The sequence below is a fragment of the Amycolatopsis thermoflava N1165 genome, assembly GCF_000473265.1.
In the GTDB taxonomy this organism is placed as follows: domain Bacteria; phylum Actinomycetota; class Actinomycetes; order Mycobacteriales; family Pseudonocardiaceae; genus Amycolatopsis_E; species Amycolatopsis_E thermoflava.
On sequence record NZ_KI421511.1, the window covers coordinates 2,399,761 to 2,413,828 of the forward strand.

A 14,068-nucleotide genomic window follows, 5' to 3' on the forward strand; every position below is an offset into this window, starting at 1 on the left:
GGGTCACGGGGACACCGCCACGCCGAGGTAATCCGCGCCGAGGGACTTCGGCGCGCCCTTCTCGTAGAACCGGTCGAGCTCGCGGATGACGAACCCGGCCTCGGTGACCACGTCGGCGATCCGGCGTGTCAGGCGGCAGCCGCCGAACACGCGCCCCTGCAGGGGGTCCAGGCGGTGCTGCCAGCGCTGAACCTTGCCGTCCTCGGCCAGACCGTGGTCGAGGAAGTGCAACGTGCCACCGGGTTTCAGCACCCGCCGGACCTCCTTGAGCGCCGCCACCACGTCCGGGATCGTGCACAGCGTGTAGGTCGACAGGGCGGTGTCGCAGGTGTTGTCCGGCAGCGGTACGGACTGCCCGTCCAGGCCGGACCGCTCGACCGGGACGGACGAGGCGGCGACGCGCTCGGCGGCCAGCTTCCAGGCCACGTCGGAGGGCTCGATCGCGTGCACGGCGGTGACCGCGGCCGGGTAGAACGGGACGTTGTGGCCGGAGCCGAAGCCGATTTCCAGGACCCGCCCGTGCAGGCCGGCGCACGCGCGCGCCCGGTAGGGGCCTGCCACTTCCATGCCGCACAGCACGTTGATCAGCCGCGGCAGCACCTGCTGCTGGTAGATGCCCACGCCTGCACGGTGCCCCCACCGGGCGGCCGGCGGTAGTGCCGAAAGACCCGCACCGGCCAGTTCACCTCGCCAGACCAGTGTGCGGCCCGTGCGCACCCGGATAGGTCCGAAGTGGACGAGCACGACCGGCGCGGGCCCATGCCGGGTGCCGTGGCGGCGCCCCTTCGGTCGCACTGTCAGCGAAGCACGACCGAGCCGTTGTAGAGGGCGGCCCCTCGCGCGTCCTGCACCCGCACCCACGCCTCACCCGTGTCGGGATACACCGGCTTCGCGCCGTCGGGCAGCCAGACCGCGAACGTCCCGTTCACGACCGGCACCGTGACGGCCTCCCCGGTGCCGAAGTCGGCGACCATGCTCGTGGCCGACCGGGGCGCGAGGCCGACGAACGGCACCTTCCCGGCCTGCGCGGGCACCGACAGCCTGCGGACCGGGATCGACGTGCCGAGGAACGTGTCGAGGTGCAGTGACGATCCGGTGGGCCCGGTCACGCACGCGATCATGTGCGCGGCGCTGCGCCCGAGCACCACGCGGTACGGCCCGTGCTCCAGCAGGCCGCCGGGCTGGTAGCCGTCGGCGTCGGCGGGCGGTGCGGGCAGCGCGGCCAGGCATTCGCCGAGCGCCCGGCCGGCGGGCGAGGTCCGGTCACCGGGCCGGTCGACGACGTTGACCAGCGGCGCCGGGGCCGGCGGCAGCTCGACCCGCGGCCCGGGGCGGGTCTTCTGGCCCTGGACGGACATCCCGGCCCACAGGGTCGTGGTCGCCGGGTCGGTCGCGGTGAAGGCGGTGAACGCGCCGGTCCCCGGCATGACCGGCTCGACGGTGATGCCGAGGCCATCGGGCAGGGACAGCTCGATGGCCGGCCACGAAGGATCGGCCACCCCGGCAGCCAGTCCCGTCCCGGTGTAGAGCAACAGCCCGGCGCGGCTGCCCGCGGCGTAGGCCGGCTCGGCGGCCGGATCGGACACGGTGACCGTGGTCGCCGTGGTCTCGCAGAACACCGGCCTGCCGCCGGCGAGGTAGGAGGTGACGACGGCGTCGCCGAGCACGTGGCTGCCGGTGGCGCGCCACTCCTGCCGCGGCGGGACCTGCCCGGTCTTGCCCGCGGACTCGATCGCGGCCCAGCACCGGTCGTCCACACCGCCGGAACCGGCGGGAACCGGCGCGGACGAGCGGAAGAACTGGGCGCCGACCAGCACCCCGGCGACGAGCACGATCACGGCGGCGCCGGCCACGAGCGCGCGGCCGCGGTGGGGGGCGATCCCGGCTCGCACGGTCGCGCGCATCCGTTCGCGGACCTCGGGCGGCAGTTCGCGGCGCGGCGGCAGGGTGTGGCTCATTTCTCCTCCAGCAGGGCACGGAGCCGGGCGCGGGCGCGCGACAGGTGTGCGCGCACGGTCACCTCGGCGACCTCGAGCAGGGCGGCGGCGTCGGCGATCGGCAACTCGCCGAGCAGGCACAGCTCGACGACCTGCCGTTGCGCCGCGGGCAGGGCGCGGACGGCGTCGACGATCCGCTGCAGACGCACCTCGGCGTCGATGCGGTCGGCGACGCCGTCGGCGTGGTCGGACACCGCAGCGGGAGCGGGCATCCGGCGCAGCAGCCGCAGCCGCCGCGCCCGGCCCCGGTGCTCGTCGCGCGCGAGGTTGCCCGCGACGGTGAACAGCCAGGGCAGCGCGCTGTCGCGCACCAATGTGACGTCGCCGCGTCTGCGCCACGCGGCCAGGAAAGTCCCGGAGGTGAGGTCCTCGGCGCTGGCCCAGGAGCCGGTCAGCCGGTAGGCGTGGTTCCACACCGCCTGCGCGTGGCGTTCGAAGAGCGCCGTGAAGGCCTCGCGGTCACCCCGCGCGGCCCGCGCCCACAGATCGGCGTCGCCCGGCTCCACCGGTGCCCCCAGTCCGGTCAGTTGCATGGTCACACCGGACAGTGGCCGGCACCGCGCCTGGTGTTGTCACCCCGCCTGATGTTGTCACAGCGTCCAGAGCGACGCGCCGAGGTCGAGCACGACCCTGGCCGGGATCTCGCCGGCCCGCAGTTCGGCGAGGCAGGTGTTGACCTCCTCCGGCTCGCGGGTCTCGGCCACCACGCACGTCCGCCCGGCGGCGTGCAGCGTGAACACGTCGGCCGTGTCGCGGCGGGTCCCGGCGATCGAGCCGGTCACCGCGTCGAACAGCGGCACCGTCAGTGCGCCGCGGGCGGGCCGCGCGACGCGCCCACCCGGCGGGCCAGGTCCGAGCCCGCCGACGCCGAACACCGCGACCAGCTCCCCCGAGGCAAGCCGGGACACCTTGACCGCCCGGAACGCGGTCGTCCCGGCGCACGTCAGCGCGGCGGCGTCCACAGCGGACAGTTCATCCGGGACGCTCGCAGTGCCCGCACGCCGAGCCGAGCCAGCTGATCGCCACGCGCTCCCCAGGCCGGTGCAGCGAGGCGACGGGCCCCAGCGCCTCCACCACCCCGACGCCCTCGTGCCCGGGTATCGACGACGGGCTCGGCCGCAGCGGCCAGTCGCCCTGGAGGAGGTGGACGTCGGTGTGGCACAAGGCGCTGGCGAGCATCCGGACCAGCACCTGGCCCGGTCCGGGCTCCGGCACCGGGCGGTCCCGGATCTCCAGCTTCGCGCCGGTCTCGGACACGACAGCCGCTTTCATCACGGTCCTCCCCTGGCCGGCAGCGCTGTCAGTACCGCAGGTGCGCGGGCTGGTGGGTCACTTCCTCGATGTCGCCCGCGGCCGCGTCGAGCAGCCGGTGCGCCAGATCGCTGAGCGCCCGCGCGGTGGCCAGCTCGTCGCCGATCTCGGGCACGTTGGTGTCGGCCGGGTTGAGGCGGGCTGTCCCGATCCCGACCAGGTTGGTCCGCTCGCCGGTGCGCAGCCGCGCCGTGGCGCGGGTGCGCGTCTCGTGCTCGTCGATCACGATGTCGACGCGCCAGTTCTTGTCCCGCATGGCAGCCTCCCGGTGGTCTCCGGCTTCCACGCTGCTCCGGCCGGCGGGGCGCAGGAAGGGCCGGAAGTCACCGCGTGCGTCAGCGGATCCGGCGCACGTCCAGGGGTGTCTCCACCGCGTCGCCGTCCGGGCCGCGTTCCACCCGGTACGCCCCGGCGCGGTCCCGCTCGGCGAGCGCCTCGGCCAGTTCGCCGCCGCGGTAGAGCAGTCCGGCCCCGTCGTCGGTCGCGTAGCCGGGCGGCAGCGTGCCGTCCGCGACCAGCGACTGGAACAGCGGCCGCCGGGCGGGTTCGCTGTCGTGGTGGACGCCGTTGGACCACGGGAGCAGGCCGAGCCCGTTGGTCACCGGCCGCAGCTCGGGGCCGAACGAGTCGGTCGTGCCCCCGGTGTGCCAGCAGATGGAGCCCGCCGACACGCCGGTGAGAACGACCCCGGCCTGCCAGGCGTCGCGCATCACCGCGTCCAGGCCGTGCAACCGCCACAGCGCCAGCAGCCCGGCGACGCTGCCGCCCCACACCCAGATCACGTCCTGGGACAGCAGGTGCCCGGCGAGGTCGGCGATGTTCGGCATCGGCAGCAGCGCCACGTGACTGCCCGCCCACCCCTCGCGCCACGCGTTCTCGTAGAAAGTGGCGGTCAGGCGGCGGTCGTCGCCGCAGGCGGTGCCCAGGAAGCACACCCGAGGCGCGCGGCCGGTGACGCCGGCGAGCTCGACCGCGTAGCGCGTCAGGGGGCCGACCTCCCAGTCCAGTCGCGCCGAGGCCCGGACGCCGCCGGAGGTGGCCAGGATCGTCGGTTCGTCGGCTGCCATGGCGTGATCCTACGGACTGGCGTCGCTTGCATGCATTGTATACAGTGCATGCCGTGGAGACGACGTACGACCGCGTGCGGGAGCTGATCGTCGGCGGAGCCTTCCCGCCCGGACAGCGCCTCACCGAACTCGACCTGTCGCAGCGGCTCGACGTGAGCCGCACGCCGGTGCGGGAGGCGTTGCGGCGCCTGGAAAGCGACGGCCTGGTCGAAAGCGGGCAGCGTGGCGTCACCGTGATCCGGCTGAGCGATGCGGAACTACGCGAGGCCTACCTCGTCCGCGCCTCCCTGGAAGCGCTTACCGCGGAGCTGGCCGCTCAGCGGCAGCAGGCGGGGGAGATCGCGCCCGCCGCGCTGGCCCGGCTGACCGGTCACGCCGACGACGCCGACCGCGCCACCCGGGCCGGCGACCTGATCGCCGGTGTGCGGCACAACCGCGAGTTCCACCGGCACGTCGCCGTCCTCGCCGGGAACTCCCTCGCACTCGGCTTCCTCGACCGCGTGTGGGACCGGATCCTCGTGTCCACACGGGACTCCCTGTCCGCCCCCAGCCGCACCGGCCAGGTCGACGACGAGCATCGCCGGCTCGTCGGGGCCATCACCGCCGGGGATGGGCCGTCAGCCGCAGCCCTGGCCCGCGACCACGTCCTGAGCACCCTGTCCGCACTACCCGGAGGAACATCCCGATGAGCAAGGAACACGGCTACGAGGTCACGGTCAGCTGGAACGGCTCCACCGACGGGGGTTACCGCGCCTACGACCGCGGGCACGACGTCACCGCCGAGGGCAAGGCGCCCATCGCGGCGACCGCCGACCCGGCCTTCCTCGGCGACCCGGCCCGCTGGAACCCCGAGGAGCTGCTGGTGGCGTCGCTGTCGCAGTGCCATCTGCTGACCTACCTGGCGTTGTGCGCCCGGCACGGCATCACGGTCACCGGCTACCTGGACACCGCGACCGGCCGCATGGCCGAAACCGCCGGCGGCGGCGGGCACTTCACCGAGGTGACACTGCACCCGGAGGTCACGATCACCGACGCGAGCGCGGCGGACAAGGCCGCCGAGCTGCACCACCGGGCGCACGAACTGTGCTTCATCGCGAACTCGGTGAACTTCCCGGTCCACCACGCCCCGGTGATCCACGTCGCCTGACCGCGGAGATCACGGAAATCCGGAGTGGACTAACCGAGCGTGGCCACGATCGCCGCGCCGAGGTCGGCCGGCCTGCTGAACTGGGGCCAGTGCCCGGTCGGCAGGTCGACCAGATCCACGTCGCTCATCGCCGCGAGCTCGGCCACGTACGGGTGCTGCGCGGCGATCAGCTCACGCACCTGGGCGGCGGGCATCGACGTGCAGATCACCGTCGCCGGGATGGCGCGGCGGCGCTCGTCGGACAGCTCGACCGGTTCGCGGGTCACGGCAGCCGGCTCGGGAATCGCCTCGGCGCGCATCCGCTCGCGCAGCTCGCCGGTGAGGCCGGCCAGCTCGGCTTCCTCGAACGCCGCCCAGTCCGGCAGCGGCACGTCGGCGCCTTCCGCGGGCAGGGCGTCGTTGATGGATGCGCCGCTGGACAGCGGCCCGGCGTCGACGAAGACGATGCGCGCCACGCGGTCCGGGCGGGCGTCGGCGGCGGCGTAGGCGAGGGGCCCGCCGCCGGAGTGACCGACCAGGACCACCGGCTCGTCCTCCGCGTCGATCGCGGCCACGATGGCGGCGACGTGGTCGCGCACGCCGATCCCGGAGCGGTCGGCGTCCGCTTCGAGGCCGGGCAGGGTCAGCGCGCGCACGGTGTGGCCGGCGGCGCTCAGCGGGGGTTCGACGTCGCGCCAGGACGACGCGCCGAGCCAGAAGCCGGGGACGAGGATGACGATCATCGGCAGAGCCTAGAACGTCAGGGTTGTCCCCGATACCGGTTTTACCGGGATCGCCTTACGGTCGCCGTACCGCCACGACACGGAGGCTTCCGATGAAGGCGATCGTCCAGGACCGGTACGGCTCACCCGACACGCTCTCCCTGCGGGAAACCGCCCAGCCGCGGCCCTCGTCCGGCGAGGTCCTCGTCCGCGTGCGCGCGGCCGCGGTCAACGCCTACGACTGGCACATCATGCGCGGCGATCCCTACGTCCTCCGCCTCGCCGCGCGTTCCCTGCGCGGCCCGCGGTTCCGCATCCGGGGCCGGGACGTGGCCGGCGTCGTCGACGCGGTGGGGGACGGCGTCACGGGCCTGTCCCCCGGCGACGAGGTGTACGGCGACACCGGCGAGTCCGACGGCGCCTTCGCCGAGTACGTGTGCGTGCCCGCGGAACGGCTGGCGCCCAAGCCGGCAAAGCTCACCTTCGAGCAGGCCGCCGCGGTGCCGCTCGCCGGCAGCACCGCGCTCGTCGGGCTGCGCGACGCCGGGCGGTTGCGGGCGGGACAGCACGTCCTGGTCAACGGCGCGTCCGGCGGGGTGGGCACGTTCGCGGTGCAGATCGCGAAGGCGCTGGGCGCGACGGTGACCGCGGTGTGCAGCACGCGCAACGTCGAACTGGTGACCTCGCTCGGCGCGGACCACGTCGTCGACTACACGCGCGAGGACTTCGCCCGGGGCATGAACCGCTACCAGCTGGTGCTGGACCTCGTCGGGAACCGCTCGCTCGCAGACCTGCGCCGGGTCCTGACACCGGAGGGCACGCTCCTGCTCTCCGGCGGAGGCGTGTCCCGCGGCGGCAGCGTGTTCGGCCCGATGGGCCTGATGATCCGCGGACGGCTCGCGTCCCGGTTCACCCGGCAGCGGATCGCGGACTTCTCCGGCTCGTCGAACCGGGCGCTGCTCACGTCCCTGACCGAGCTGATCGAGGCGGGCCGCGTGGAGCCGGTGATCGACCGGGGCTTCCCGCTGGAGAAGACGGCGGAGGCGATCCGCTACCTGGAGACCGAACACGCGCGGGCCAAGGTGGTGATCACGCTCTGAGTGCCGCCCGCCGCGCCGCACACACGTCCCGCCACCACCTTCCCCCCGGCGGGGGTACCGCTTCCCGCGCCGCCACGTCTCGCGGCGCCGAACAGCAACGGGGACGGTCAGCCCTCGATCCAGCTCAGCGGGTCCGCCACCACCCGAGCGATCACACTGCCCGCCGCGCCGCGGAGGGCCGCGTCGGCGCCCAGTTTCGCCGGGCGCAGGGTCAGCCCGGGCGCGAGCCGCTCCACCACGCGCTGCCGGAAGGGCTCCCCGAAGGCCGCGAGTCGGCCACCCAGCACGATCGTCTCCGGGGCGAGCAGCGCGCGCACCCCGACGAGCGCGTCGGCCATCGCCTCGCTCGCCCGGTCCACCGCCCGCAGCGCCGCCGGGTCCGCCGCGCGCACCCGCCCCACCAGCGGCTCCTCCACCCCCAGCAGCCGGGCCACCCCCGCATCCGCCACGCCCGCCGACGCCGCCATCCCGGCGCGGCCCGCGTACAGCTCCAGGCACCCCCGCCCGCCACAGGCGCACACCTCACCGCGGCGCCGCACCGGGACGTGCCCCAGGTCGCCGGCCAGCTCGGCCGCCGGGTTCAGCGGCGCGAGCCCGATCACCTCCTCGCCGCCGAGGTACCACCAGTCCCGCGCCGCCCCGGCCTGGTACTCGGCCAGCGCCGCGCACGCCACCTCGCCGGCCACCAGCACGTCCAGCCCGTGCAGGTCCAGCGCCCGCAACTCCCCTGCCACCAGCGCCCGCACGTCGACCCCGCGCCACCCCAGGGGCAACGCCGTCACCAGTCCCCGCGACACCAGCCCGCCGACCGCGACCCCCACCCCGGCCACCAGCCGCCCGGCCGTGGTCGCCTCGTCGAACAGCCGCCGCAGCACCGGCCGCGCCGCGCGCGCACCCTCCGCCGCACCGGCCCCGGCCACGTCGAACCGCCGCAGCTCCCGCGCGAGCGGCCGCCCCGACAGATCCAGGATCACCCCGGCGATGTGCCCGGCCCCGAACTGCAGCCCCAGCGCCACCGGCCCGTACGGATCGAGCACGAGCCGCCCCGCCGGACGGCCCGGCGCCCGGCCCGGCTCCGGCCCGAGGTCCCGCACCAGCTCGGCCCCGGTCAGCTCCGCCACCAGGCTGGACACCGTCGCCTTCGTCAGCCCCGTCCGCTGCGCCAGCTCGACCCGCGACACCGGCGCGTCCCTGGCGATCAGCTCCATGACCAGCGCGACGTTGTGCCGCCGCATCGCCTGCGCGCCCATCGCCTCCACGTTTGTCAGTTTAGTGAATTGACGAACTCTGGCCAGCACCGCGGCCGCCCGGATAGACAGTCCGGGTACGACGACGTGACGTGAAGGGCGGTCCCCATGGCTGAGGTCAGCTACCGGCAGGCGTCGCGGCTCTACCCCGGCAACCCGCCGGTCCGGGCCGTGGACAGCCTCGATCTCGACATCGCCGACGGCGAGTTCCTGGTTCTGGTCGGCCCGTCGGGCTCGGGCAAGTCGACCGCCCTGCGGATGCTGGCCGGCCTGGAGGACGTCGACGAGGGCGCCATCCACATCGACGGCAAGGACGTCACTGCCGTCCCGCCGAAGGACCGCGACATCGCGATGGTGTTCCAGTCCTACGCGCTCTACCCGCACATGACGGTCGCCGAGAACATGGGCTTCGCGCTCAAGCTCAAGCGGGTTTCCAAGGCCAAGATCGCCGAGCGGGTGCGCGAGGCCGCCGCCCTGCTCGACCTGACCCCGTACCTGGACCGGAAGCCGAAAGCGCTTTCCGGTGGTCAGCGCCAGCGCGTCGCCATGGGCCGCGCGATCGTCCGCGAGCCCGCCGTGTTCCTGATGGACGAGCCGCTGTCCAACCTGGACGCGAAGCTGCGTGTGGAGACCCGCGCGAACATCGCCGCGCTGCAGAAGCGCCTGGGCACCACCACCATCTACGTGACGCACGACCAGGTCGAGGCCATGACGATGGGCCACCGCGTCGCGGTGCTCAAGGACGGCAAGCTCCAGCAGTGCGACACCCCGCGCAACCTGTACGAACGCCCGCGCAACGCCTTCGTGGCCGGCTTCATCGGCTCGCCCGCGATGAACCTCAAGACGGTCGCCCTCACCCCGGACGGCGCCCAGCTCGACGGGCTGACCGTGCCGCTCCCCCGCGCGACGCTCGCCGCGGCGCGCTCGGCCGGGGTGGAGTCGGTGACGCTGGGCCTGCGGCCGGAGTCGCTGCGCCTGGCCGGCGCGGGTGAGCAGGCGGCGAAGCTGACCGTCGAACTGGTCGAGGAGCTGGGCGCGGACGCCTACATCCACGGCGGCGTGAAGATCGGCGACCGCGTGGAGCGGTTCGTGGTCCGCGCCGACGGCCGCCGCCCGCCGCAGCTGGGCGAGACCGTCCAGATCGCGGTCGGCGACGCCGAGGAGGTGCACGCCTTCCACCCCGAGACGGGCGAGCGGCTGCCCTCCGCCGACTGACCCGACGACACCACGAGGGGCCGGTGGCGGATCCGCCACCGGCCCCTTGACTGTCCGCACCCCTCGCGAATAAGTTACTCCGGAAAACAAAACCCGGAGGAGCTGCGATGGTGCGCCAACCGACCCCTGAGGACAAGTTCTCGTTCGGCCTGTGGACCGTGGGCTGGACTGGCACGGACCCCTTCGGCGGCCCGAGCCGCCCGGCGCTGGACCCGTGGGAGTACTCCGACAAGCTCGCCGAGCTGGGCGCGTGGGGCATCACGTTCCACGACAACGACGTCTTCCCCTTCGACGCCGACCTGGCCACGAAGCAGCGGCTCACCGGACGGCTCAAGGACGCCGCCGACAAGGCGGGCCTGGTGATCGAGATGGTCACCACCAACACCTTCAGCCACCCGGTGTTCAAGGACGGCGGCCTGACCTCCAACGACCGCGGCGTGCGCCGCTTCGGCCTGCGCAAGGTGCTGCAGGCGGTCGACATCGCCGCCGAGATGGGCGCGAGCACCTTCGTCATGTGGGGTGGCCGCGAAGGCTCCGAGTACGACGGTTCCAAGGACATCCACGCCGCGTTCGAGCGCTACAAGGAGGGCTTGGACACCGTCGCCGGCTACATCAAGTCGCAGGGCTACGGCCTGCGGATCGGCCTGGAACCCAAGCCGAACGAGCCGCGCGGCGACATCTTCCTGCCCACCGTCGGCCACGCGCTGGCGCTGATCGCGCAGCTGGAGCACGGCGACATCGTCGGCCTCAACCCGGAGACCGGGCACGAGCAGATGGCCAACCTCAACTACACGCACGCGCTGGGCCAGGCCCTGTGGAGCGGCAAGCTGTTCCACATCGACCTCAACGGCCAGCGCGGCCTCAAGTACGACCAGGACCTGGCGTTCGGCCACGGCGACCTGATCTCCGCGTTCTTCACGGTGGACCTGCTGGAGAACGGCTTCCCGGGCTCCCCGGACGCGCCCCGCTACACCGGCCCGCGGCACTTCGACTACAAGCCCTCGCGCACCGAATACATGGACGGCATCTGGGACTCGGCGCGGGCGTGCATGTCGACATATCTGATGCTGGCGGACAAGGCGAAGGCCTTCCGCGAGGACCCGCGCGTCCGCGAGGCGTGGGACCGGGCGGGGGTCCTCGAACTGGCCGAGCCGACGCTGGGCGCGGGCGAGTCGGTGGCGGACTTCCTGGCCGCCGACGACGGCTTCGACCCGGAGAAGGCGGCCCAGCGCGACTACGGGTTCGTCCAGCTGCAGCAGCTCGCGCTCGAGCACCTGATCGGCTGATTTCGTCCATCGACTGGACGAAATCAGTGCGCCGGTTAGGATCGCCGCCGTGACCGCCCTCGATCAGCAGACGAGCGCCCGCCAGTCCAGCCTGCGGGCGAGCAACCTGGCGCTGGTGGCGCGCACCGTGTGTGCGTCCGCCCGGCCGTTGTCGCGGGCGGACGTGGCGGCGGCGACCTCGATGACCCGCACCACCGCCACGCGGCTGGCCGACGAGCTGGTCGCGGGCGGGGTGCTCGGCGAGATCGAGCCGGACGGCGGCGGCAGGCGCGGCCGTCCGGCCACTCCCCTGGTGCCCGGCTCCCGGCTGGCCGCGGTCGGGCTGCAGGTCAACGCCGGGTTCCTCGCCGTGCGGGTGGTCGACCTGCGGGGCCGCGTGGTCGCCGAGTCGCTGGAGTACGCCGACCTGGTGGAAAGCGATCCGGAAGCGACCCTGGACCGGCTGGGCGCGCTGTCCGCACGGGTGCTGGCGGGGCTGCCAGAAGGCCTGCGGCTGGTCGGGGCGGGCCTGGCGCTGCCCGGCATCGTCGCGGCCGCCACCGGCACCCTGCTGCGCGCGCCGAACCTCGGCTGGTCCGGCGTGCGGCCCGCGGAGCTGCTCGACCCGGCCGCGGTGGCCGGACTGCCGCTGCGGGTGGGCAACGAGGCCAGCCTCGCGGCCCGCACGGTCGCCGAGGTCGCGCCGGGGCGGCCGGGCCCGTTCCCGGACTTCGTGTACCTGTCAGGCGAGATCGGCATCGGCGGCGCGGCCGTCGTCGGTGGCGAGGTGATGGCCGGGCGGCACGGGTGGGCGGGCGAGATCGGCCACGTGTGCGTCGACCCGGCCGGCCCGGCCTGCCGCTGCGGGTCGACGGGTTGCCTGGAGACCTACGCCGGCCGGGACGCGCTGCTCGCCGCCGCCGGCCTGACACCCGCGTCGACCCCGGCGCACCTGGCGGAACTCGCCGCTGCGGGCGACGCGCGGGGGCGGGAGGCGGTGACCGCTGCGGCACAGGCGCTCGGCGTGGCGCTGGCCGGGGTGATCAACGTGCTGGACATCCCGACGGTGGTGCTCGGCGGGCACCTGGCGCAGGTGGCGGACCTGCTGCGGCCGGAGCTGGAGAGCCGCCTGCGGGAACGCGTGCTGTCCGCGCGGTGGACCCCGCCCGCGATCCACGCGGCGAAGAACATCCCCGCCCCCGGCGCGACCGGCGCCGCGTACCGGGAACTGGCCGGGGTCCTCACCGACCCGGCCCGCTGGCTGCCGTGACCGGCGCGGGTTCGGGACCGGCCGGCCCCGGTTGATCACCGGCCCGGTTTGCTCCCGTCCGGCGCGCTGAGGGAAGCTGATGCCGAGGCATCTCACCCCGACCACGTTCGAAGGGAGCGGGCACGCCGGCGCCCACGTCTTGACTGAATCCGACCGTCTCGTCTCCGCCTCCCCCGCCGGGATCGACGCGGGCTGGGACGGTGCGCCGCACCCCGCCCTGCTCGCCGCCCCGGACGGCACCGTCCACGCGGCCAACGAAGCCGCCCGTCTGCTGTTCCCCGCGCTGCGTCCCGGGCGTTTGCTCGCCGACTGCGTCTCGGCCTGGTTGTGTGCCGCCCACGCGGCCGGACCTGCCGTCGCGGCGGGCCGGGTCGACGACCGGACCTTCGACGCGCACCCGGTCCGGCAGCCGGAGGGGCCGGTGATGTGGTGGCTCGTGGAGACCACCGAGCTCCACGCGGCGCGCGAGGCGCTGCGCCGGGAACGGGAACGCACCGCCTTCCTCAGCGCGGCCTCGGACGCGCTGCTCGGGTCACTCAACGTGCCCCGCACCATGGAGGTGGCCGCCGAACTGTCCGCGGGCCACCTCGCCGACGCGGCCTGGATCGTCGCGCCGGGCACGCGCGGCCGCTACTCCGCCGTCGTCTGCGTGCGCGGTGCGCGGCCGTGCCCGCTGACCCTCGAGATCGACCCGGACGAGCTGCCCGGGCTGGCCGAGGCGCTGCAGGGGTTCCCGCCGGTGCCGTCCCGCTGGATCGACCCGGCCCAGGCCCCGACGTGGATCGTGCCGGAGGGGTTCGGCCGGGTCGGCTCGGTCGTGGTGACCCCGCTGCCCGGCCACGGGGTGCCGGCGGGCGCGCTGATCCTGCTGCGCCGCACCGAACACCACGCCTTCACCGAGGACGAAGAGGTGTTCGCGCGCCTGTTCGCCGCCCGCTCCGGCGCGGCGATGTCCGCGGCGCGCCTGTTCGAACAGCAGAGCTCGATCACCGAGGTCCTCACCGAAGAGCTCCTGCCGCCGGTGTTGGAGCAGATCGGCGGGGTCGAGTTCGCCGGCGGGTACCGTCCGGCCCAGGACACCGACCGGCTCGGCGGCGACTTCTACGACGTCCACCACCTCGGGGAAGGCGAGTCGCTGGCCCTGCTCGGCGACGTGTGCGGCAAGGGGCTCGAGGCCGCCGTGCTCACCGGCAAGATCCGCAACACGCTGCACGCGCTGCTGCCGATGGCGGACGACCACGGCCGCATGCTCCGCCTGCTGAACTCGTCGTTGCTCAGTTCGCACCACACGCGGTTCGCCACGCTGGCGCTGGTCTCGGCGTGCCGGCACGGCCAGGAGGTCCGGTTGCGGGTCACCAGCGCCGGGCACCTGCCGCCGCTGGTCGTCCGCGCCGACGGGACGGTCGAAGAGGTCGTCTGCCGCGGCAGCCTGATCGGGGTGCTGCCGGAGATCGAGGTGTCCGGTCAGGACATCGTGCTGGCCCCCGGTGAGACCTGCCTGCTCTACACCGACGGCATCACCGAGGCGCGGGGCGGCCCGCTCGGCGGCGAGATGTTCGGGGAGGCCCGGCTGCGCCGCGTGCTCGGCGAGTGCGCCGGGATGCCCGCCGAGGCGGTCGTCGAGCGCGTGCAGATGCTCGCGAGCGAATGGGTGGGCGGCGGACTGCACGACGACATGGCCCTGCTCGCCATCACCGCCCCGCGCGAGCGGCACCTGACCGCCGTGCGCGGTCCCGGATCACCGTAGG

16 protein-coding genes are annotated in these 14,068 nt (G+C 74.1%); 7 read left to right on the forward strand and 9 right to left on the reverse strand.

The annotated features are described in order from the left end of the window. Nucleotides 1-3: 3 nt before the first annotated feature. From AMYTH_RS0111925 to AMYTH_RS0111955, 7 genes are all read right to left on the reverse strand, one after another. Nucleotides 4-621: a class I SAM-dependent methyltransferase gene (locus AMYTH_RS0111925; protein ID WP_027930515.1), complete on the reverse strand. Its 618-nt coding sequence runs from the start codon at nt 619-621 to the stop codon at nt 4-6. Nucleotides 622-797: 176 nt separating this feature from the next. Further along, nucleotides 798-1,958 carry a hypothetical protein gene (locus tag AMYTH_RS0111930; RefSeq protein WP_027930516.1) on the reverse strand — a complete coding sequence of 387 codons (1,161 nt, stop codon included), beginning with the start codon at nt 1,956-1,958 and terminating at the stop codon, nt 798-800. Beyond that, nucleotides 1,955-2,530 carry an RNA polymerase sigma factor gene (locus AMYTH_RS0111935; protein WP_157360780.1) on the reverse strand — a complete coding sequence of 192 codons (576 nt, stop codon included), beginning with the start codon at nt 2,528-2,530 and terminating at the stop codon, nt 1,955-1,957. The genes AMYTH_RS0111930 and AMYTH_RS0111935 overlap by 4 nt, the downstream gene beginning before the upstream one ends. Nucleotides 2,531-2,587: 57 nt before the next feature. After that, nucleotides 2,588-2,959: an MDR/zinc-dependent alcohol dehydrogenase-like family protein gene (locus AMYTH_RS50275; protein WP_027930518.1), complete on the reverse strand. Its 372-nt coding sequence runs from the start codon at nt 2,957-2,959 to the stop codon at nt 2,588-2,590. A gap of 10 nt (nt 2,960-2,969) precedes the next feature. Then, on the reverse strand, nt 2,970-3,269 hold the full coding sequence (locus tag AMYTH_RS50280; protein WP_027930519.1) for an alcohol dehydrogenase catalytic domain-containing protein: 300 nt from the start codon (nt 3,267-3,269) through the stop codon (nt 2,970-2,972). A 28-nt stretch (nt 3,270-3,297) separates the two neighbouring features. Then, nucleotides 3,298-3,564, reverse strand: a complete 267-nt coding sequence (locus AMYTH_RS0111950; RefSeq protein WP_027930520.1) for a DUF1876 domain-containing protein — start codon at nt 3,562-3,564, stop codon at nt 3,298-3,300. A 79-nt stretch (nt 3,565-3,643) separates the two neighbouring features. Continuing rightward, on the reverse strand, nt 3,644-4,375 hold the full coding sequence (locus AMYTH_RS0111955) for a Type 1 glutamine amidotransferase-like domain-containing protein (protein WP_027930521.1): 732 nt from the start codon (nt 4,373-4,375) through the stop codon (nt 3,644-3,646). Between the two features lie 53 nt (nt 4,376-4,428). Here AMYTH_RS0111955 and AMYTH_RS0111960 point away from each other — a divergent pair, with 53 nt between their 5' ends. Both AMYTH_RS0111960 and AMYTH_RS0111965 read left to right on the forward strand, forming a co-directional pair. Beyond that, nucleotides 4,429-5,064: a GntR family transcriptional regulator gene (locus AMYTH_RS0111960; protein ID WP_027930522.1), complete on the forward strand. Its 636-nt coding sequence runs from the start codon at nt 4,429-4,431 to the stop codon at nt 5,062-5,064. Beyond that, on the forward strand, nt 5,061-5,522 hold the full coding sequence (locus AMYTH_RS0111965) for an OsmC family protein (RefSeq protein ID WP_027930523.1): 462 nt from the start codon (nt 5,061-5,063) through the stop codon (nt 5,520-5,522). The genes AMYTH_RS0111960 and AMYTH_RS0111965 overlap by 4 nt, the downstream gene beginning before the upstream one ends. A 29-nt stretch (nt 5,523-5,551) precedes the next feature. Here AMYTH_RS0111965 and AMYTH_RS0111970 read toward each other — a convergent pair whose 3' ends face one another. Next, complete coding sequence (locus tag AMYTH_RS0111970; protein WP_027930524.1) at nt 5,552-6,244, reverse strand: alpha/beta fold hydrolase; 693 nt, start codon at nt 6,242-6,244, stop codon at nt 5,552-5,554. Nucleotides 6,245-6,336: 92 nt separating this feature from the next. Here AMYTH_RS0111970 and AMYTH_RS0111975 point away from each other — a divergent pair, with 92 nt between their 5' ends. Beyond that, a complete protein-coding gene (locus AMYTH_RS0111975) occupies nt 6,337-7,323 on the forward strand; it encodes an NAD(P)-dependent alcohol dehydrogenase (protein ID WP_027930525.1) in 987 nt (328 codons plus the stop codon). 107 nt (nt 7,324-7,430) lie between these two features. Here AMYTH_RS0111975 and AMYTH_RS0111980 read toward each other — a convergent pair whose 3' ends face one another. Then, nucleotides 7,431-8,573 carry an ROK family transcriptional regulator gene (locus AMYTH_RS0111980; RefSeq protein ID WP_027930526.1) on the reverse strand — a complete coding sequence of 381 codons (1,143 nt, stop codon included), beginning with the start codon at nt 8,571-8,573 and terminating at the stop codon, nt 7,431-7,433. Nucleotides 8,574-8,678: 105 nt separating this feature from the next. Between AMYTH_RS0111980 and AMYTH_RS0111985 the strand changes: the two genes are divergently transcribed. From AMYTH_RS0111985 to AMYTH_RS0112000, 4 genes are all read left to right on the forward strand, one after another. Beyond that, nucleotides 8,679-9,785, forward strand: a complete 1,107-nt coding sequence (locus AMYTH_RS0111985) for an ABC transporter ATP-binding protein (protein ID WP_017987899.1) — start codon at nt 8,679-8,681, stop codon at nt 9,783-9,785. 107 nt (nt 9,786-9,892) lie between these two features. Continuing rightward, nucleotides 9,893-11,071, forward strand: coding sequence for a xylose isomerase (gene xylA, locus AMYTH_RS0111990; protein WP_027930527.1), 1,179 nt, complete (start codon nt 9,893-9,895; stop codon nt 11,069-11,071). 49 nt (nt 11,072-11,120) lie between these two features. Next, on the forward strand, nt 11,121-12,320 hold the full coding sequence (locus AMYTH_RS0111995; RefSeq protein ID WP_027930528.1) for an ROK family protein: 1,200 nt from the start codon (nt 11,121-11,123) through the stop codon (nt 12,318-12,320). 79 nt (nt 12,321-12,399) lie between these two features. Continuing rightward, nucleotides 12,400-14,067 carry a PP2C family protein-serine/threonine phosphatase gene (locus tag AMYTH_RS0112000; protein ID WP_228684726.1) on the forward strand — a complete coding sequence of 556 codons (1,668 nt, stop codon included), beginning with the start codon at nt 12,400-12,402 and terminating at the stop codon, nt 14,065-14,067. The last annotated feature ends 1 nt before the right edge of the window (nt 14,068 follow it).

Coding starts and splice junctions, on each gene's coding strand:
- AMYTH_RS0111950 (WP_027930520.1), bottom strand. CDS start 3,564: ATGCGGGACAAGAACTGGCGCGTCGACATCGTGATCGACGAGCACGAG.
- AMYTH_RS0111975 (WP_027930525.1), top strand. CDS start 6,337: ATGAAGGCGATCGTCCAGGACCGGTACGGCTCACCCGACACGCTCTCC.
- AMYTH_RS0111985 (WP_017987899.1), top strand. CDS start 8,679: ATGGCTGAGGTCAGCTACCGGCAGGCGTCGCGGCTCTACCCCGGCAAC.
- AMYTH_RS0111930 (WP_027930516.1), bottom strand. CDS start 1,958: ATGAGCCACACCCTGCCGCCGCGCCGCGAACTGCCGCCCGAGGTCCGC.
- AMYTH_RS50280 (WP_027930519.1), bottom strand. CDS start 3,269: ATGAAAGCGGCTGTCGTGTCCGAGACCGGCGCGAAGCTGGAGATCCGG.
- AMYTH_RS0111955 (WP_027930521.1), bottom strand. CDS start 4,375: ATGGCAGCCGACGAACCGACGATCCTGGCCACCTCCGGCGGCGTCCGG.
- AMYTH_RS0111980 (WP_027930526.1), bottom strand. CDS start 8,573: ATGGGCGCGCAGGCGATGCGGCGGCACAACGTCGCGCTGGTCATGGAG.
- xylA (WP_027930527.1), top strand. CDS start 9,893: ATGGTGCGCCAACCGACCCCTGAGGACAAGTTCTCGTTCGGCCTGTGG.
- AMYTH_RS0111965 (WP_027930523.1), top strand. CDS start 5,061: ATGAGCAAGGAACACGGCTACGAGGTCACGGTCAGCTGGAACGGCTCC.
- AMYTH_RS0112000 (WP_228684726.1), top strand. CDS start 12,400: ATGCCGAGGCATCTCACCCCGACCACGTTCGAAGGGAGCGGGCACGCC.
- AMYTH_RS0111970 (WP_027930524.1), bottom strand. CDS start 6,244: ATGATCGTCATCCTCGTCCCCGGCTTCTGGCTCGGCGCGTCGTCCTGG.
- AMYTH_RS0111935 (WP_157360780.1), bottom strand. CDS start 2,530: ATGCAACTGACCGGACTGGGGGCACCGGTGGAGCCGGGCGACGCCGAT.